At 61.3% G+C, this 18,596-nt stretch carries 13 protein-coding genes; 9 read left to right on the top strand and 4 right to left on the bottom strand.

Annotated elements, in window-relative coordinates:
* Window positions 1-7 precede the first annotated feature (7 nt).
* On the bottom strand, window positions 8-529 hold the full coding sequence (locus G568_RS0108775; protein ID WP_051202882.1) for a hypothetical protein: 522 nt from the start codon (window positions 527-529) through the stop codon (window positions 8-10).
* Complete coding sequence (locus G568_RS20570) at window positions 510-1,277, bottom strand: response regulator transcription factor (RefSeq protein WP_084627369.1); 768 nt, start codon at window positions 1,275-1,277, stop codon at window positions 510-512. Before G568_RS20570 ends, G568_RS0108775 begins: the two co-directional genes overlap by 20 nt.
* Window positions 1,278-2,175: 898 nt before the next feature.
* On the opposite strand from G568_RS20570, the gene G568_RS18585 reads away from it, so the two are divergent.
* The 4 genes from G568_RS18585 to G568_RS0108750 all read left to right on the top strand — a co-directional run bounded on the left by G568_RS18585 (window position 2,176) and on the right by G568_RS0108750 (window position 8,982).
* A complete protein-coding gene (locus G568_RS18585; RefSeq protein WP_051202877.1) occupies window positions 2,176-3,432 on the top strand; it encodes a hypothetical protein in 1,257 nt (418 codons plus the stop codon).
* Between the two features lie 102 nt (window positions 3,433-3,534).
* Window positions 3,535-5,472, top strand: a complete 1,938-nt coding sequence (locus tag G568_RS0108760; RefSeq protein ID WP_026757667.1) for a hypothetical protein — start codon at window positions 3,535-3,537, stop codon at window positions 5,470-5,472.
* Window positions 5,473-5,502: 30 nt separating this feature from the next.
* Window positions 5,503-7,614 carry a type I secretion system permease/ATPase gene (locus tag G568_RS18580; protein ID WP_084627367.1) on the top strand — a complete coding sequence of 704 codons (2,112 nt, stop codon included), beginning with the start codon at window positions 5,503-5,505 and terminating at the stop codon, window positions 7,612-7,614.
* A 21-nt stretch (window positions 7,615-7,635) separates the two neighbouring features.
* Window positions 7,636-8,982 carry an HlyD family type I secretion periplasmic adaptor subunit gene (locus tag G568_RS0108750; RefSeq protein ID WP_026757666.1) on the top strand — a complete coding sequence of 449 codons (1,347 nt, stop codon included), beginning with the start codon at window positions 7,636-7,638 and terminating at the stop codon, window positions 8,980-8,982.
* Window positions 8,983-9,362: 380 nt separating this feature from the next.
* Here the strand turns inward: G568_RS0108750 and G568_RS19680 are convergent, their stop codons facing one another.
* On the bottom strand, window positions 9,363-12,116 hold the full coding sequence (locus G568_RS19680) for a PAS domain S-box protein (RefSeq protein ID WP_051202875.1): 2,754 nt from the start codon (window positions 12,114-12,116) through the stop codon (window positions 9,363-9,365).
* A gap of 132 nt (window positions 12,117-12,248) precedes the next feature.
* Window positions 12,249-13,121, bottom strand: coding sequence for a MurR/RpiR family transcriptional regulator (locus tag G568_RS0108735; protein ID WP_037373930.1), 873 nt, complete (start codon window positions 13,119-13,121; stop codon window positions 12,249-12,251).
* 99 nt (window positions 13,122-13,220) lie between these two features.
* Here G568_RS0108735 and G568_RS0108730 point away from each other — a divergent pair, with 99 nt between their 5' ends.
* The 5 genes from G568_RS0108730 (at window position 13,221) to G568_RS0108710 (ending at window position 18,553) form a co-directional block, all read left to right on the top strand.
* Window positions 13,221-14,027 (top strand): N-formylglutamate amidohydrolase, encoded by an 807-nt coding sequence (locus tag G568_RS0108730; protein WP_037373910.1) that lies wholly within the window; start codon window positions 13,221-13,223, stop codon window positions 14,025-14,027.
* The gene (locus G568_RS0108725; RefSeq protein WP_037373908.1) at window positions 14,024-14,647 is read left to right on the top strand and encodes a TRAP transporter small permease subunit; all 624 of its coding nucleotides are present in this window, start codon (window positions 14,024-14,026) and stop codon (window positions 14,645-14,647) included. Before G568_RS0108730 ends, G568_RS0108725 begins: the two co-directional genes overlap by 4 nt.
* Window positions 14,647-15,972, top strand: a complete 1,326-nt coding sequence (locus tag G568_RS0108720) for a TRAP transporter large permease (RefSeq protein ID WP_026757662.1) — start codon at window positions 14,647-14,649, stop codon at window positions 15,970-15,972. Before G568_RS0108725 ends, G568_RS0108720 begins: the two co-directional genes overlap by 1 nt.
* 56 nt (window positions 15,973-16,028) lie before the next feature.
* Complete coding sequence (locus tag G568_RS0108715) at window positions 16,029-17,069, top strand: TRAP transporter substrate-binding protein (protein ID WP_026757661.1); 1,041 nt, start codon at window positions 16,029-16,031, stop codon at window positions 17,067-17,069.
* A gap of 119 nt (window positions 17,070-17,188) precedes the next feature.
* Window positions 17,189-18,553, top strand: a complete 1,365-nt coding sequence (locus G568_RS0108710; RefSeq protein WP_026757660.1) for a glutamine synthetase family protein — start codon at window positions 17,189-17,191, stop codon at window positions 18,551-18,553.
* Window positions 18,554-18,596 lie beyond the last annotated feature (43 nt).

Genomic DNA, 18,596 nt, shown 5'->3' with positions numbered 1-18,596 from the left:
CCGCCTGTCACACCGGGTAGCCAAAGGCAGCGATGGTCTGCCAGATGTCCAGGTTGAGCTGCCTCAGCCGCGCGACGGACGCGTCGATATTTGCGATCTCGCGATCATCCGCCTTTTCCTGCTTGCCCACCAATATCTTGTCCTTGCGATCGGCGATGCGCATCATGATCGTGTTGGGCGGACCGCCTTCGGGATCGAAGGAATAGATGCAGTGATTGTACCTGTTTCGCAGGGTCGATTCCTTGCGAAATCGCGAGGTCAGCTCAAGGATCTTGTCGCGTTGCTCTGGCGAGGTACGCTCCATCTTGGCCAACCTGTCAACCAGATCAAGGCGCGCGCTGGTTGTGTTGAGCGTCAGGAAAATGACGACGGCCACGTCCTTTTCAACCTCGGCAAGGCCGGCGATCACATGGATGAACAGGCTTTCGGTGTTCGTCCATGTGTAGTTCATCTGCCCCACGCGAAGCAGGATATCGTTCAGGGCCTCCGTGCTGTCATCCGCGCCCCGCCTATGTGTTGGATTTGGCATAGATGATTGCGGCTTCCGTCCGGTTGTGAACACCAAGCTTCGAAATGATATGGTGTATGTGAAGCTTCACCGTGTTTTCCGACAGCGTCAGCATGGTCGCGATGATCTTGTTCTGATGCCCCTGCGTGACGAGTTCCAGAACCTGCCTTTCGCGGCAGGTCAGCCGCTCAAGAAGTGGGCGCACACCCGCGCCCTTGTCCTCTTGGGGCTTGGGTTGTGCCATGATCGGGTCGGCGGACCCGTTATTCGCGGCCTCGTTGGGCACCACCCCGAACAGCGATATCAGCTCGGGCGTCACATAGGCATGCCCGGCCAGGCACAGCTTCAACATCGAAATCCATGAGTCGAAATTCATGTTGACGGGAAACAGGCTTGAGACGCCATCCGGGTAAACCCTTGCGCACATGAGTTTCCTGACCTTTTCCGGGTCGGTGTAGGCACATGCGAAAATCACGCCGGACTGTGCTCGCATCCATTCCGCGAGGTTTATATCAAGCTGGGCCGCCGCGCTCTCGTCGAGGATGACCAGCCTCAGGTGCTCGTGCCATCGATGCAGCATGTCGACAACCTCGGGCACCGTGTCAAATCGTTTGACCCGCGCTGAATTGAGCTCAGATTCAGTGACCCGACAAAGTCGCTCGGAAAATGTCTGGTTCTTGGACACGAAGGCAATGACGCTATTCGTTGCCTTGTTTAGTTCAAATAACCCCTCCGTGCGGTTTCCCCGCACCTCGCTTATATGGTTCATAACAGTACCCCCTCACTGTATAATAACACGGTACTGCTCTTGTCACCTGCCCCAGATTTTTCCCCTCGTCAGTAAAAAGTGTATTTTTTATCATATCATTAACAATGATTAACCACAAGATATTGGCAGAACCATCCACATAAACCCTTTGGGTAGGGTGGGCATTTCGCGCACCGTGCGTGGGGGTTGCGAAATATGTCTTGAACCGACGTCCAGGCCAGATTGAAAGGTGTACAAAAACCACCCCGGAGATTTATGCCTAGCCCAATCGATCTAAGCGGGTATCAACAGGCCTAGGTTGCATGCCCCCCAGTGTTTACGTCTCGTGCCTCCACTTGCTCTGATATTCAGTGTTAGGTGCCTGTTATTAAACGAAAATATCAATTTCTCCCGCGGTTTAAACTTAATTGATGGCTGTTTTCCTCCCCCGATTCCCGGACATGTTCGACGTTGCACGGTTTCGTGCAGATGCAAGCGGGACATTGGCTTGTTTCAGGGGGGTTACGGATTGACGGGCAGATGATTTCACACGAAATATTTTGCCCGTTTCCTGACATTGTTATTCCTTGATCCAAGCCTGGCGTCCCGAGAAAGGACAGGGTCAGGACAGGTAAATCATGCGTTCAAATGACGGGTAAGCCTGGATCGAGACCTCGTCGAGGCACCCGAAGACCATCAAGAAAACTCAATAGCATTCGAAGACATGTCACTTGATAGAGAGCGGTGACGTTCGGATGCCTGAAACGGAGCACGAACAATGCCACTTCATAGACCACATCATCTTTTCGGCCTGCAGGCCCAAGGGCAACTGCAGGGTCAGGGCCAAGGCCAGCTTCAGGGCCAGGGCCAGGGTCAGGGCCAAGGACAGGGCCAAAGCCAGAGCCAAAGCAGTGAGAGCGTGAATCTCAACGGCAACGGCAACCTGAATGGCAACGGGAACCTGAATGGCAACGGCAACTTCAATGCCAACGGGAATGACAATGGGAATTCCAACGGCAACTACAACGCCAACGGGAATACCAACGCCAACGGCAACACCAATACCAACGGCAATTCCAACACCAACGGCAATTCCAACTCAAACTCCAACTCCAACACGAATACTAGTACGACGGATGTTGGCGTGGACGTGAACGTTGATGTTGGGCTTGGTGGCCTTCCCTCCGATGACGATTTCGGGGATTTCGACCTGTCCGGTGGTAGCTCCACGGGCTCGATCGCGATGGCCGACCATGGCAGCACCGCCATTACTGGCGCCGGCAACGACATCAACCTCAAGGATGCTCTGTCGGGGGCGCTGAACGGTGCGGGCAACGATGCCGGAATGGTATTGGCCCAATCTGCGACGATGGACGATCAAGACCACATCGACAACGCGCAGGTGACCAACAGCGCCAGCTTCCAGCAGAACAACACTGCAAGCGGGGGCACGGCGACGGCCGATGAAGGCATCGAAGCCGAGCCGGACGGCGGCTCCGGTGGTGGCGGCGCCACGACAGGCGGCGGTGCTGGCGGTAGTGCAGGCGCAACCGGCGGTGCCGGCGGTGCTGGCACTGGCGTTGGTCTGGGCTCAATTGGTGTCGGCGTTGGCACCGGTGGCACCACCGGTCGCGGCGGTGACGGCGGAGACGGCGGCAGCGGCAGCTCCAATGCAACCGGCGTGAGCGATGCTGACGGGGGCGGTGCCCTCGGTGTCGGTCTTGGCCTTGTCGGCATCGGTGCCGGCCTTGGCGGTGATGGCGGCGACGGCGGCAACGCTGGCTCGGGCGCACTGGGTGCCAACGATGGCGACGGTGGCAACAGCGGCGAAGCTGGCGCGCTTGGTGCGGGGCTCAGCTCCGGACTGGGTGCTGGGCTTGCTGCTGGCGGAGCCGGAGGCCACGCCGGAGCAATCGGCGGCGCTGGCGGCAATGCCGGGCACGCTACCAACGGTGATGGCGGCGCAGCAACAGGCGGCGCCTGGGGCTCGCACAATGGTGATGATGGCTTCGTGAACGGGTTCTCCGAAGCGCAGGCATCCGCTGTTGTCGATACCGACGCATTCAACCAAAGCATTGTCCAGGGCGCCAACGTCATGGGCAACACGGTTGACATGACCGTTGTCGGCGGATCGCTGTCTTCGACCATGATCGGCGAAGACGACGGGATGGCATAAGCCACCACCGGCTTTCCATGAAAATACCTGCGCGGCATGTGTCGCGCAGGTCTCATCCATCGGGGATTGGGCTGATCCTCGTGAGGAGTGGGGTATGGACAAATGGCCTATGATCTCACCACAGAGGCGATCGCGCATTTCATCGGGTCATTCGATCAAGTGGTTGAAGAAGCGCGCTGGCGCATCAGCTACGATCCGTTCAAGGGTGACGGACCCGAGTTCACGGACCCGGGAAACCTCCACACCGTAACACTCAATGTCTCGGCGCCGTATCAGTTGAACGGGTTCGATCCGGGGATTGACTATGACATTGATCTGCCGCCCCTGCCTGACCGCTTTGTGCCGATCTCGGTCTACCTCAAACCCGATTTCATGCCGAACAACCATACGCCTTTCGCGTTCGAGCTGGATAACCCGGCGCAATTGCCGCAATCGGCCAGCTTCGCAGAGGCGCCGGTGGTTTTCATACCCCCGCCGCCATCCTCCATCGCGACTGTTATCGTCCAAAGCAACTGGTTGTCGGATTCCGATACGCTGATGGGCCTGGACGGGGGCACATTCGTCTCGCCGGTGGCGCAGGATCTCGCGCTAGGTTGGCTTGCGTCCGTCGCGGACACGCTGGGCGGGCCCACGATGCCCGGCCCCCCCGCGAACGGCAATACCATCAAGGATACCGCGTATGACGCGAAGGACGCGGTCGCGGATTTCAAGGTCGCCGCAGCGGCCGAAGCCGGGATTTACACACTGACCGATGAGCAATGGGGCGGCACGCATGTCAATGGCACCCTTGTCGAGGGCGACGATGTGCCAACGCTCAAGGACGCGCTGCCCGAGTTGCCCGAGCCCAATGACGGCGTAGGCCCCGCGCACGAGGTTGTCCTGGGCGGCAACACGGTCGTGAACGAGGCATATATCGATCTTGCCATGGCCGACGCGCCGGTCATCGCGGCCATGGGCAACAGCCTGTCGGTGTCCAGCATCAGCCAGGTCAACGTCCTGAGCGATCACGACACCATCAACGGCGCGGTCCAGAGCGCAGGCGCCGCCAGCAACGTCATGATGAACATCAGCACTGCGCTCACTCTTGCGGCCAACTCAGGCACGGATTACACCGAGGACCAGCACAGCGATGAGGATCCGACATTCCCAAGCTTCGCGTCGGTGGTGCGCCTTGATGGCGATCTGGTCAACGTCAACTACCTGCGGCAAGACAACCACGTCGTGGACAACGACATCGTCAGCAAGGAGTTCGGCGCCTCCGAAACCTTCATCCAGACCGGCGGCAACCTTGTCCTGAACGCGGCCACCCTGGCGCAGATGACCTACTCGTACGATCTGATCGTCGTGGGCGGTGACATCATCAATGTCAGCATGATCAACCAGATCAACGTGCTGCTCGACGATGATTTCATCACCTATCCGCAGGACGCGGACTGGACCATATCAAGCGGCGAGAACGTCCTGTGGAACCAGGCCGCGATCCAGAGCGTCGGGCAGGACAATTACCAGGACATGCCCGCGATGTTCAAGGAACTGGGCAACAGCCTTGCCAGCGGGTCCGACAGCGTCTCGGGCGAAATTCGCTCGCTTGAGCAGTTCGAGGGGCGCGATTCCATCAATGTCCTTTACATCGAGGGGGATCTGATCAGCGTTCAGCTTGTCTACCAGATCAATGTCGTGGGCGATTCCGATCAGATCTGGCAAGGCGGCCCGCATATGGAAGGTGGCGGCACGGATGCGTCTGTCACCGCAGGTTCCAACACGCTGGCGAACCTCGCTGTTATCTCTGAATTTGGTTTTGATTCAGATATTTACGTGGGTGGCGATACCTATTCCGACGCGCTCATGCACCAGGCGGGCCTCGTCGTCATGGACGAAAGCGAGCTTGCTGGCGAAGGCGAGGGCGGGCTGGTGAACGAAGCGGTGGCCTTCCTCATGGACGGGACCGATCAGCAAACAGACGACGGTGCGACCGCGCAATCGGGGTATGTGCACGAAGATGCGCTCGGCAACGACCCGATGGGCGGGATGGTCGCCTGAATTGAAACACGCAATATTTGAGCATTGAACATGAACAAAGCTACCAGGATTACCCGGCCGACAGGCGACGCCTCCACTCACGAAGGGCCTCAGGGCTGCGCGGAAGAGGTGTTGACCTTGCGCGCACAGCAAAAGGTCGCCCAAGGCGAAACCGCCAGGTCCGACACGCCCAATTCCGACGCGCCCAATTCCGATGCGCCCAAATCCGATGCGCCCAGGTCCGACGCTCCCAAATCCGAGGCGCGCGCCAACCCGGACACCCCCATCGTCACCAAGACGCCCGATGTGGAGGGGGGTGAAAACCGCACCAACCGCGAGGTGACCGACAAAGGGGCCCAGCCCCCCGCGAACGGCGGCGGGGGCGGCGGCGGATCAGGCGGCGGCCGGTTTCACCGCCGCATGGGGCCCGTCGATTTTTCCGCTGACCTCAAATCGGGCATCGCCGCGGTCCGTAGCAACTTGTCGGTCGTCATGCTGTTTAGCTGCGCGACCAACCTTCTGATCCTGGCGATCCCCGTCTACCTGTTCCAGATCGCCGACCGCGTCCTGACCAGCCGGTCGATCGATACGCTGATCATGCTCACGGTGGTGATCGTGGGCGCGGTGCTGCTTCAGGCGTTTTTCGATGCGATGCGCCGGTTTGTGCTGATGCGAACGGCTGTGGAACTGGCCACGCGGCTTGGCTCTTCGATCCTGAGTGCGGCTGCGCGCGCCGCACTGTCCAGCAACGGGCGCGAATACCAGACGCTTGGTGATTTGCAGCAATTGCGCGGGTTCCTGGTGTCGGGCACGCTCCTGTCGTTCCTGGATGCGCCTTTCGCCCCGATCTTCATCGCGGTGATCTTCCTGATCCATTTCCATCTCGGGATGATCGTCATCAGCACGGCCCTGGTCTTGCTGGGGATCGCCCTGATCAACCAGCGCATCACCTCGGGGCCGTTCGCACAGGCCAACCGGCATCAAAGCATGGCCAACCTGCACCTCGATTCGATGTCGCGCAACAGCCAGATCATCAATGCGCTGGCGATGATCCCCGAAACGGTGTCGATCTGGGGGCGCGACACGGCGGCCTCGCTGACGGCGCAGGTGCGCGCGCAGGATCTCAATATCACCGCCGCCGCCTTTTCGCGCGGGGTGCGCCTGTTGGCGCAGGTCGGGATGCTGGGCTGGGGCGCGTTCCTGGCGCTGCAGGGGCAACTGACCGGGGGCATGGTGATCGCGGCGTCGATCATTGCGGGGCGTGCGCTTGCCCCGATCGAGGGCGCGATCGAAGGCTGGAACCAGTTCCTGCTGTCGCGCGCCGCCTATGGACGGATCGCCGACCTGCTCAAATCCTCGCCTCTCAACCGCGAGCGGCTGCGCCTTCCCCAACCCGAAGGGCGCCTGGACGTTGAGCGCCTTCTCTACGTCCCCCACGGCACCAAGAGCGTGGTGCTCAACGGGATCAGCTTCTCGCTTTCCCCTGGCTCTTCGCTTGCCGTGATCGGCAATTCCGGCGCGGGCAAGACGACGCTGGGCAAGATGCTGGTGGGGGCGATCCTACCGACCTCGGGGTGCGTCAGGCTTGACCTGATGGACCTGCGCAACTGGGATCAGCGCCAGTTCGGCGAAAACATCGGCTACCTGCCGCAGGATGTGCAATTGTTCCCCGGCACCATCAAGGACAACATCGCGCGAATGCGCTCGGACGCGACGGATGACCAGATTTATCGCGCCGCGCAGCTTGCCGATGTGCACAACATGGTCGCCAATCTGCCGCACGGGTATGAAACCGTGGTGGCCGCCGACGGCTCGCCGCTGTCGGGGGGCCAGAAACAGCGGATCGCCCTTGCGCGCGCCTTCTTTGGCGACCCCAGGTTGCTGGTGCTGGACGAGCCCAACTCGAACCTCGACGTTTCGGGCGATCACGCGCTGGAACAGGCCCTGCAACACGCCAAGCAGCAGGGCATGACCGTCGTCGTCGTCACGCAAAAGCCATCGCTGCTGGCGCATGTGGACAAGATCCTGCTGCTTGCCAACGGCAGCGTCGCCATGATCGGCGCCCGCGACGAGGTGCTCAAATCGCTCTCCGGCGGCGGCAACGGTCAGGGTCAGCAGGGCGGCAAAGGGCACGGTGGCAACATCACCGACGGCAGCAATTGATATGAAGCAGGAGAGTTCCCCGTGACTGTCACCAACACACAACCCGCCCCGGATCAGCGCCAATGGTTCTCGGACGTGCCCCGCTCGATCAAGCGCCTGAGCATAATCGGCATCCTGGTGATGCTGATCTCGTTTGGCGGGTTCGGTGCCTGGGCGTTCATGGCGCCGCTGGCCGCCGCCGTCATCACCCAAGGGTCATTCGTGGCGACCGGCAACAACCAGATCATTCAGCACCTCGAAGGCGGCATCATCCGCGAAATCCTCGTGTCCGAAGGGGACTTCGTCGAAAAGGGGGAGCCGATCATACAGCTTGACGAAACCGCCGCGCAGGCAAAGCTGCGCGAATATTTTCTCAGACGTGCGCGGCTTGAAACGATCACCGCGCGCCTCTTGGCCGAGTATAACGGCGACAAGGTCTTTGAAACGCCGGAATTCCTGCACGGCATTCCCATGGATTCCGAGATCGAACAGATCCTGACCAATCAGCGGCGCAGCTTTCAGGCGTCCAAGTCCAAGCTGTCCAAGGAAATCGGCCTGCTGGAAAGCACCATCCTCGCACTACGCAGCCGCAAGGAAGGGTATGTATCGCAGCTCGACGCGCTGGAAAAGCAGATCGATTTGCTGGACGAAGACATCTCGGCGCAATCGCAGCTTCTGGAAAAGGGGCTATCCCAAAGATCGCGGCTCAACTCGCTGTCGCGCGCCAAGGCCGATGGCTGGGGCCAGATCGGTCAGTTGAAAGCCGAGATCGCCGAGGCCAACGCCCTGTTGGAAAAACACGCCGGCCAGATCGAACAGATCATCGTCGAACACAAGAACGCCGCGCTGGACGAGTTGCAATCGGCGGAAAACGAACTGGACACCGTGCGCGAAAACTACAGCCGCGCCCGCGAGGTGTTCCAGCGCTCGACGATCAATTCGCCGGTTTCCGGAACCGTCGTTCACATGAACTACAACACGCCCGGCGGCGTCATCGAAAGCGGCAAACCCATCGCCGAGATCCTGCCCTCCGGCGCCCCGCTCATCATCGAGGCCAAGCTGGCACGCACGGATATCGACAGCGTCAAGGTTGGCCAGAAGGCGACCATCCGCCTCGTCGCCTTGAACCAGCGGACAACGCCGGTGCTCAACGGGACGGTGTATTACGTATCGGCGGACTCGCTCAAGGACGAGTCCGAGGAAACCCCGCAGGAAGTCTACCTTGCCCGTGTCCGCCTTTCCGCGGAAGAAATCGAAAGGGTCAAGGGCTTCTCACCCACCCCCGGCATGCCGGCGCAGGTGATGATCAAGACCGCCGAGCGGACGTTCGTCGAATACTTGTCCAAGCCGATAACCGACTCGATGGCACGGGCATTCCGCGAACAGTAGCAGGCGGCGCGCAATGCGCGCGGCCTGCTTATTGGTACCGAGGCGCGCGCAGGCGCTTTGCCTGCGCCTTGGCCCGCGCGATGGTGGGCAACTGCGCGGTCATGATCGCACCCGTGTGGGCCAATGGCCCGGCTGATACCTGTTGCGTAATGTGTTGAGCTGCGCCCTGTTTTCCTCATGCATGGTCTCGCATGTCTGGACGGAACCCGCGTTGCCACCCGCGCAAGACGCTATGAGGGTGACAGAAGAACGATCTCGGGCAGAACTTCACCAAAACGGCAATGCGTTAGCGGGTGGCAGGCGTTTGCGGCCAACGCGCCGATAACGCGGCCCGCTGTCCCCGGTCAAAGCTGCTATGGGGTGCGTACCGGCCCGCCGCGCTACGCCGCCCGGTCCAGCATGACCGACATGATCTGCGCCAGGTCGGCGCGGCTGAAGGGTTTGCTCAGGTGGCTGTCAAAGCCGGCGACGACATATTCGGCGATCTGATGCGCCATGGCATGCGCTGTCACCGCGACGATGGGCACCTGTTCGCCTGGGGTCATCGCCTTTTCCTCCTCGCGGATCTCGGCCAGCGCGGTCATGCCATCCTTCAGCGGCATCGAGATATCCATCAAGATCAAGTCGAACTTGCCGTCGCGCGCGGCTTGCACCGCCTCGACACCGTCATTGACCAGCTTGCAATCGGCGCCCATCGACTGAAGCATCGCCGCCATCAAATCGCGGTTCGTCCGGTTGTCGTCAGCCACCAGGATGCGATGCCCGGAAAAATCTTGCGGCGCGCTCGGCTCGGACTTGGGCTCGTTGATCTGGTTCGCGGCCATCGGCAGCGGTAGCGTGACCGTGATGCGCGTCCCCTCGCCGGGGGTACTGTCTACGTCTATCTTGCCATTCATCATCGTGACCATCTTGCGCACGATCGGCATGCCCAGGCCGGTGCCCCCGAACCGCCGCGAGATCGAACTGTCGGCCTGCACGAAATCATCGAACACCTGCTCGATCTGCTCGGGCGTCATACCGATGCCTGTGTCCTCGATCGTTATCTTCACCGGCTGATCCTCACGGGCCAGAACGGTCAGGGTGGCCGATCCCTCTTCGGTGAACTTGATCGCGTTGCTCAGAAGGTTGTGCAGGATCTGCTGCACGCGGTGACTGTCGCCCATGCGCGGCAGGTCGCAGCCCGATCCGATCATGACCTCGAACGACAGGCCCTTTTCCTCGGCCCTGAGAAGGTGGATGTCTTCCAGGCGTCGCAAAATCTCGTCTATGCGGAAGGGTCTGTTTTCCAAGTTCATACGCCCCGCTTCGATCTTGGACATGTCCAGAAGATCGTTGATGATGTTCAACAAGTTCTCACCCGAGGTGCGGATCGTGCGGATCATGCGCAGTTTTTCCGGGGTCTCGATACTGCCCTCAAGCAGCTCCGCCATGCCCAAAACACCATTGAGCGGCGTGCGGATTTCATGGCTCATGTTCGCCAGGAACTGCGATTTGCTGCGGTTGGCGGCCTGCGCGCGCTTCATCGCATCGACCAGTTCGGTCACGTCCGCGCCGATGCCGCGATACCCGGCGAACTGCCCGTCGCGGTCATAGAACGGCGCGCCCGAGGACCTGTACCACTTGTCCGGTTGCCCGTCGCCGCCCGGAACCATGTAGGTGAAATCCCGAAACGGCTCGTGCGCGGCGATTTTTCGCTGCAGCCCGTCCCAATCCGCGGCCTCCTGCGCCTCCTTGTCATCGCCCAGTAGCTCGGCGCGCGTCCTGCCGATCAGCATCTCCGCTGTCAGGTTGGACGTGCGCTCTACGCTGTCCGAGACGTAGGTAAAGCGCTGATCTGCGTCCTGCTCCCAATACCACATGTTTGAGACGTTGGTGACGTCGAAAAACCGCTGCTCCGCGTCGTCGCGTTCGGCGGTGGTGTCCTCCAGCGACTTCTTCGCAGCGCGCAGCGCCTCCTCGCGGGCTTTGTGCTCGCTGATATCCAGGTGGATGCCGGAGATCCGGGTCGGCTGACCGTTTTTGTCGCGGCGGGTGATCCGGCCACGGCTGAACACCCAGATATAATGCCCGTCCCTGTGGCGCATGCGCATGTCTCGCTCGAACACCTCGGCGCCGCTTTCATAGGCCGCGATCTGGTCATCAAATGTGCCGCGGTCGTCTGGATGAAGCATCTCACGGAACGTGTCGTAGTCTATCGGCTCAAGCTCCTCGCGCTCATAGCCCAGCATTTCCGCCCAACGGTCGTTTATGTGGTTCAGCCGCGTGGCAAGGTCCACCTCGAAGGTGCCAAGCCGCGCCGCCTCGATGATGTCGGACAGCCGCCTTTCGGCCTCAACCATGTCGGTCAGGTCGATGCGCAGACCGACGCGCCCGCCGCTTGGCGTCGCGTGTTCCAGCAACCTGATCGATCGTCCATCGGTCATCTGCACTATCTCGTCGCGCGTGGGGTCGGCGCTGCTCGCCGATCGCAGGGCACCCGGGTTGGCATATATGCCCAGTTCAATCCCCGTGCGCTGCGTCTCCAGCAGGGGCTGCCCGACTTCGATCTTGTGCTTCAGCTCGGGATACATGTTGCGGAAGGTCGAATTGAACAGCACCAGGCGCCCCTCGGCATCCGTCAGAACGAAGCCATCCGGCAACGCCTCGATCGCCTCGGTCAACTGGATTTGCGCCTCTTGCGCCTTTTCGTGGGCGGCTTCGCGCTCTGCCTCTTTCTGCATGTGGTCCCGCAGGTCGCAGACGAACAGCCACAGCATCTGCTTGCCGTAAACGTCGGGCCAAAGCTTGCCGCGCACATCCACCGGAAGGGACGAGCCGTCCGCGTCAATGAACGCCACCTCGAACGGCCCGACGGCGCTTTCGCTCATCGGGGAGGACATCATGGAGGCAAAGGAAAACTCGCCCGCGCGCGTGTCCACGAGATCGTCAAAACGCATGCCAAGCAGGTCGGATAACCCGTACCCGCTTATCTGCACCATCGCCGAATTTGCATGCGTGATCTCGCCATCGTCGCAGTCAACCTGAATGACGCCATTTGGCGCCATGTCAAAGACTTCCCGAAGTGCGGAGTCGTGATCGATATCTTGCTGGCCGGCGGCATCGCCTTTCTGACCGGCGTCACCAGTACTACTCATTCCCAGCCTTTCTCGCATAGGCGGAAAATGGTTAACATATATTCAGAATGGCTTAAATCCACTATTTTTGGGGATATTCGTGACAATCTCACCGGGTCCTCGGGCCCTAGGTATCTGAAATTTTGCTGCTTTTCAGTTGAAATTGCGAAACAGCTTGGTCGCGCTGAACATCGACTCCAGTTCTTCGATTCGATCCTTGCTATCCGCGCCGCGCGTGCCTTGGACCTTCGCGATCAGCGCCTCGATCAACAGCATGATGCTGATCGTGGAATCCCAGTTCGAAGGCGCCTCGACCAGCGCGTTGAAACAGAAATCCGCGACCTTGCTGATTGGCGATCCCCACTGATCGGTGAACAGCACGATCGTGGTGCCCCGGTCCGCCGCCAGCCGCGCCAGCTTGTGCAGATCGGATTCATAGCGCCGGATGTCGAATATGATCAGGACCGCGTTGTCATCCATATCCAACAGGTATTGCGGCCAAACGTTGGGCGAATGGCTCAGGTGCGTGACGTTGGGGCGGATGATCTGCAGGTGGTTGAACATGTAATCGGCGTTCGATCGCGTGATCCGCCCGCCCACCAGGTACGCGGGCTTGCCCGTATCGGCCAAAAGGGCGGCAACATCGTCGAACACCGACGCATCCAGCCGCTCCAGCGTGTGCCGCAAGTTCGAGATGACAGCCTGCGCAAAGGTGTTCAGGCTATGCGTATCTTCGCTCTGTGCATGCCACAGGTCATGTTTGGATGTTGGCTTCTTGATCTGCTCGGACAGCTCGTTGCGCAGGCTTTCCTGCATGTCGGGAAACCCGTCAAAGCCCAGCTTGCGCGCCATGCGGATCACCGTGGGCGTTGAAACCTTCGCCGCCTGCGCCAGCCGCGTCACCGACCGCAGGCCCGCCATCGGATAGTCCTGCAACAGCGTGTCGGCCAACTGCCGCTCCGACCGCGTCAGGCCCTCCATCCCGTCACGGATCATCTGTTTCACAAGCTTTGGCGATGTAGACATGAGCACTCCGTTTGAAGAATATAGTAAACCTACAAGTCAAATGTAAAGAATGCTACAAAATCATTGACACCGCCCCGTGTCGTCACCTTACCTAAGAGCATGAAAGAATCTTCTGGTTTGAAATTGGCACGTGGCGACGGCGCCGCGGTCGAGGTCGTCAATCCCGGCGGGGCAGGGGATGTCGTGCTGGTGTGCGAACACGCCAGCCACGCGATCCCGGCCGCCTTGGATGATCTGGGCCTGCGCCCCGAGGATCGTATGTCGCATGCGGTCTGGGACATCGGTGCGAAGGCGCTTGCGCTGCACCTGTCCGAGGTGTTCGATGCGCCGCTGGTCGCCGGCGGCCTTTCGCGGCTGGTCTACGATTGCAACCGCCCGCCCGAGGCCCCCGATGCCATCCCCGCGCGCAGCGAGGTGATCGAGGTGCCCGGCAATCGCGGCCTGTCCGATGCTGAGCGCGGCGCGCGCGTCGATGCCGTTTATCACCCGTTCCGCCGCACCCTGACCGAGGTGCTGGATGCGCACCAGGCGCCCTTTGCCCTGGTCACGGTCCATAGCTTCACGCCGGTTTTCAACGGCCAGGTGCGCGAGGTCGAGCTGGGGCTTTTGCACGATTCCGATTCCGATCTCGCGCACGCGATGATGCAGGCCGCCAAGGCCCGCGGGATCGATCTGGATACCCGCCTCAACGCCCCCTACGACGCGACCGATGGTGTCACCCACACCTTGCGCGAACACGGCGTCGCGCGCGGCCTTCCCAACCTGATGATCGAGGTGTCCAACGCCCTGCTGCGCGATGCCGAAGGGGTGGCGCGGATTGCCGCCATCCTGACGCCGCTTCTGCGCGACGCCATCAGCGACTGCCTGCCCGTCCAAAGCCATGACCAACAGGGGGCCGCCAGATGACAGGCACCGCGCAACATAGCCTCGGCGGCCGCCTCGTGCGCGGCTACGTACGGCGCGTCGATGGCATCAACCGGCGGATCGGCCGGGTCGCGATGTACCTGATCTTCGTGCTGATCGGTATCCTGCTGTGGTCCTCGATTTCCAAGACCTTGCTGGCGCCGTCGCCCTGGACGCTGGAAATGGCACAGTTCACCATGGTGGCCTACTACATCATCGGCGGCCCCTATTCGCTGCAATTGGGGGCGAACGTGCGGATGGATTTGTTCTACGGAAGCTGGTCACCGCGCACCAAGGCCTGGGTCGATGCCTTCACGGTGTTTTTCCTGCTCTATTTCCTGATGATCCTGTTCCTCGGCGGGATCGAATCCATGGCCTATTCGCTTGGCTATTTCGGGTCCGAGCCGTTCGTGTTCTTCGCTGATCTGCTCGGCGCGCTGCTGACCGGGGGCTTTGATGCCGCGCATGAGCAACTGGGATACATGGAACGCAGCCCGACCGCCTGGCGCCCCTATCTGTGGCCGATCAAGGCGGTCATGATCCTGGGAATTTGCATGATGATCCTGCAGGCATCCGCGGAGTTCGTCCGTGATATCTGTCGCATTCGCGGAGAAGAAATCTGATGCCTCACGAAATGATCGCCCTGGTTATGTTCGCCTCGATGATGCTGATGCTGATGACGGGGCAGCGCGTGTTTGCCGCCATCGGCTTTGTCGGCGCGCTGGCCGGCATGCTGCTATGGGGCACAGGCGGCGTTGCCATCCCGTTTTCGGCCGCCATGAAGCTGATGAAATGGTATCCGCTGCTGACGCTGCCGATGTTTATCTTCATGGGCTACGTCCTGTCGGAAAGCCGCATCGCCGATGACCTCTACAAGATGTTCCACGTCTGGATGGGCCCGCTGCGCGGCGGGCTGGCGATCGGCACGATCGGGCTGATGGTGCTGATCTCGGCGATGAACGGGCTGTCGGTGGCGGGCATGGCCATCGGCGCGACCATCGCGCTGCCCGAACTGCTCAGGCGGGGCTATGACAAGATCATGGTCACCGGCGTGATACAGGCAGGCTCAAGCCTGGGCATCCTGGTGCCGCCATCGGTGGTGCTGGTGCTCTATGCGATGATCGCGCGGCAGCCCGTGGGGCAGCTCTGGCTGGCCGGGGTGCTGCCGGGGCTGATGATGGCGGCGATGTTCGTGATCTACGTCGCGGTCCGCTGCCGGTTGCAGCCACATCTCGGACCGGTCCTGCCGCCCGAGGAACGCGCGCAATACACCCGCTCGGAAAAGATACGCCTGCTGGGCGCCGGCCTGCTGCCGCTGATCATCTTCGCGGCGATGATGGTGCCCTTCGTCAAGGGCTGGACCTCGCTGGTGGAAAGCTCGGCCATCGGCGCCATGACCGCGTTTGCCGCGGCGGTGCTCAAGGGGCGGATGACGCGCCAGGTGTTCGAGAACTCGGTGCGCAACACGCTGGGGATCTCGTGCATGTTCATGTGGATCATCATGGCCGCACTGGCCTTCGGGGCGATCTTCGATGGCCTCGGCGCGGTCCGCGCGATCGAGGGGCTGTTCACCGAACAGATGGGCCTTGGCCCCTGGGGCATCCTGATCGTGATGCAGCTCAGCTTCATCCTGATGGGCACGTTCCTTGATGATACCGCGATGCTGGTGATCGTGGCGCCGCTCTACGTGCCGCTGGTCGATCAGCTGGGCTTCGACCTGATCTGGTATGGTGTCCTCTATACGATCACAACGCAGATCGCCTACATGACGCCGCCCTTTGGCTATAACCTGTTCCTGATGCGGGCCATGGCGCCGCCGGAAATCGGCCTGCGCGACATCTACGCCTCGATCCTGCCGTTCGTGATGGTGATGGCGGGCGCGCTGGCCCTGATCATGGCTTTCCCCGAAATCGCCTTGTGGCTGCCGGGGATGGTCTACGGAAATTAACCCAAAGAACCCCGGCCAACGGGGCGAAATCAATAAAACCCAATAGGAGAGAAGACATGACAACGACAAGACGCAAGTTTCTAAGCACCGCCGGTGTCGGCGCGGTCGGCGCATCGCTTGGCGCGCCCGCCATCGCGCAATCCAAGATCACCTGGCGCATGCAGACCTATGCCGGTGCCGCGTTGGCCGAACACGTGGTCAAACCCGCGATCGACAAGTTCAACCAGATCGCCGGCGACGAGATGGAGATCGAGCTCTATTTCGCGGACCAACTGGTGCCCACGGGCGAACTGTTCCGCGCCATGCAGCGCGGCACCATCGACGCCGTGCAATCGGATGACGACTCGATGGCGTCGCCCACGCCGGTACGGGTGTTCGGGGGTTACTTCCCCTTTGGCACCCGCTACTCGCTGGATGTGCCGGTGCTGTTCAACCAGTATGGCCTCAAGGAGATCTGGGAAGAGGAATACGCCAAGGTCGGGGTCAAGCATATCTCGGCCGGGTCCTGGGATCCGTGCCACTTCGCCACCAAGGAGCCGATCAACAGCCTTGAAGACCTCAAGGGCAAGCGCGTCTTTACCTTCCCAACCGCGGGGCGCTTCCTGTCGCAGTTCGGCGTGGTCCCCGTGACCCTGCCGTGGGAAGACATCGAGGTGGCCGTGCAAACCGGTGAGCTGGACGGCATCGCATGGTCCGGCATCACCGAGGACTACACCGTCGGCTGGGCGGATGTGACCGACTACTTCCTGACCAACAACATCTCGGGCGCATGGATCGGGCACTTCTTCGCCAACATGGGCCGCTGGGAAGAGCTGCCGGACCACCTCAAGACGCTGCTGATGGTCTGCATGGAGCAGTCGCACTATTACCGCCAGTGGTGGTACTGGGGCGGCGAGGCGCGCCTGCGCGTCAACGGCGACAAGATGAAGCTGACCTCCATCCCCGACGCGGAATGGGCGCAGGTCGAAAACGCCGCCAAGGAGTTCTGGGGCGAACTGACCGAGGGCGACCCCGTCGCCGAGAAAGTGGTCGGCATCATCAAGGACTACAACGAGACGATGCAAAAGGCCGGCCGGCCGTATCGTTACGACACCTGATCGCGCGCGCCGCGCCCCCCCGGGTGCGGCGCCATGCAAACGTTACGGGCTCCGGCGCACGTCGCCGGGGCCCAGTCGATAAAACTCGTCGCTGAAAGATGAAAAAACAGGATACCCCAATGGCCGCTGCACTGACGTTCGACGCCCTCAAGACACAGGTCAACCAGGGCGAGATTGACACCGTTCTGGTCTGCCTGGTGGATATGCAGGGCCGCCTGATGGGCAAGCGGTTCCACGCCCGCCACTTCGTGGACTCGGCGCATGAGGAAACGCATTGCTGCAACTACCTGCTGGCAACCGATCTGGAAATGGCCACCCCCGAAGGGTACAAAGCCACCAGTTGGGCCGAAGGCTACGGCGATTACGTGATGAAGCCCGACCTGGACACCCTGCGCCCGGTGCCGTGGCTGGAAGGCACCGCGATGGTGCTGTGCGACGTGCTCGATCACCACACCCACGAGGAGGTGCCGCACAGCCCCCGCAGCATGCTAAAGCGCCAGATCGCGCGCCTCGCCGACATGGGCTACCAGACCGCCGCCGCGACCGAGCTTGAGTTCTTCCTGTTCGAGCAAAGCTATGAAGAGCTGCAAAAGACCGGCTATCGCACCCTGACCCCGATCAGCGGCTACAACGAGGATTACCATATCCTCCAGACCACCAAGGAAGAGCGCATCCTGCGCCCCTTGCGCAACCACCTCTATGCCGCCGGTATCCCCGTCGAGAACACCAAGGGCGAGGCCGAAACCGGGCAGGAAGAGCTGAACATCCGCTACGGCGCTGCCCTCGATTGCGCCGATTTCCACACCATCGCGAAACACGCCACCAAGGAGGTCGCCTGGGCACATGGCCACGCCGCCAGCTTCCTGCCGAAATGGCGCGCCGACAAGGTCGGCAGCTCAAGCCACGTGCACTTCTCGCTGCTCAAGGACGGACAACCGGCCTTTCACGACCCCAAGGGCGAATATGGCATGTCCGACGTGATGCGCCATTTCATGGCCGGACAGATCGCCTATGCCGCCGACTACACATGGTTCCTCGCGCCCTATGTCAACAGCTACAAGCGCTTCATGAAAGGCACGTTCGCGCCCACGCGCATGGTCTGGTCCGTGGACAACCGCACCGCCGGTTTCCGCCTGTGCGGCGAGGGGACAAAGGCGGTGCGCGTCGAATGCCGCATCGGCGGCTCGGACATGAACCCCTACTTGGCGCTGGCCGCGATGATCGCCGCCGGCATCAAGGGTATCGAGGACAAGATGGACCTGGCCCCGCCCATTCGCGGCGACGTCTACGAGGACGTCAGCGGCGGCGAAATCCCCGGCTCGCTGCGCGAGGCGACGGCGACGCTGCGCAACTCCGCGATGCTGCGGGCGGCGATGGGCGATGGCGTGATCGATCACTACACCCGCTGCGCCGAATGGGAACAGGAAGAGTTTGACCGCGTCGTGACCGACTGGGAAATCGCCCGAGGGTTCGAACGCGCCTGAACTGAACCGCGCCCAAGCGCGCGAAAACGCCACAGACAGGCAG

It is taken from the genome of Sediminimonas qiaohouensis DSM 21189, from assembly GCF_000423645.1.
GTDB classification, from domain to species: Bacteria; Pseudomonadota; Alphaproteobacteria; order Rhodobacterales; family Rhodobacteraceae; genus Sediminimonas; species Sediminimonas qiaohouensis.
Note: the sequence above shows the minus strand (reverse complement) of the source record. Positions and strands in the feature narration are given on the sequence as shown.

What these genes read in the sequence shown, in the direction of transcription:
- G568_RS0108720 (WP_026757662.1), top strand. Translation starts at nt 14,647, where the DNA reads ATGCCTCACGAAATGATCGCCCTGGTTATGTTCGCCTCGATGATGCTG.
- G568_RS0108735 (WP_037373930.1), bottom strand. Translation starts at nt 13,121, where the DNA reads ATGTCTACATCGCCAAAGCTTGTGAAACAGATGATCCGTGACGGGATG.
- G568_RS19680 (WP_051202875.1), bottom strand. Translation starts at nt 12,116, where the DNA reads ATGAGTAGTACTGGTGACGCCGGTCAGAAAGGCGATGCCGCCGGCCAG.
- G568_RS0108730 (WP_037373910.1), top strand. Translation starts at nt 13,221, where the DNA reads ATGAAAGAATCTTCTGGTTTGAAATTGGCACGTGGCGACGGCGCCGCG.
- G568_RS0108775 (WP_051202882.1), bottom strand. Translation starts at nt 529, where the DNA reads ATGCCAAATCCAACACATAGGCGGGGCGCGGATGACAGCACGGAGGCC.
- G568_RS0108715 (WP_026757661.1), top strand. Translation starts at nt 16,029, where the DNA reads ATGACAACGACAAGACGCAAGTTTCTAAGCACCGCCGGTGTCGGCGCG.
- G568_RS0108760 (WP_026757667.1), top strand. Translation starts at nt 3,535, where the DNA reads ATGGCCTATGATCTCACCACAGAGGCGATCGCGCATTTCATCGGGTCA.
- G568_RS20570 (WP_084627369.1), bottom strand. Translation starts at nt 1,277, where the DNA reads ATGAACCATATAAGCGAGGTGCGGGGAAACCGCACGGAGGGGTTATTT.
- G568_RS0108725 (WP_037373908.1), top strand. Translation starts at nt 14,024, where the DNA reads ATGACAGGCACCGCGCAACATAGCCTCGGCGGCCGCCTCGTGCGCGGC.
- G568_RS0108710 (WP_026757660.1), top strand. Translation starts at nt 17,189, where the DNA reads ATGGCCGCTGCACTGACGTTCGACGCCCTCAAGACACAGGTCAACCAG.
- G568_RS18580 (WP_084627367.1), top strand. Translation starts at nt 5,503, where the DNA reads ATGAACAAAGCTACCAGGATTACCCGGCCGACAGGCGACGCCTCCACT.